At 65.1% G+C, this 272-nt stretch carries 1 pseudogene; it reads right to left on the bottom strand.

The features are described 5' to 3' along the window. Nucleotides 1-55: 55 nt before the first annotated feature. A pseudogene (locus ACM0OW_RS25825) lies at nt 56-272 on the bottom strand (ammonia channel protein); the annotation flags it as partial.

Raw genomic sequence — 272 nt, 5'->3', positions numbered from 1 at the left:
CATGGCGCGGAAGATGATCGGGCGCGGGATTGGGAGCCGCGCCCGATTTGCAGTCTCAGTGGTCCAGCACTTCGCCGTGCAGCGAGGTGTCCAGACCTGCCGCCTCTTCGGCCTCGCTGACGCGAAGGCCGGTCGTGTACTTGCAGATCAGCAGAATGATGAAGGTGCCGACCGCGCTGTAGAGAATGGTCCAGAACAGACCCAGCGCCTGGGCGCCGATGTTGGCGCCTTCGGACGCGCTGTTGATCGCCGTGGTGGCGAACACGCCCGTC

Origin of the sequence: Anabaena sp. CCY 0017, from assembly GCF_963920885.1 — a bacterium.
GTDB lineage: Bacteria > Cyanobacteriota > Cyanobacteriia > Cyanobacteriales > Nostocaceae > Nodularia.
This window is presented reverse-complemented; position numbering and strand designations above follow the sequence as displayed.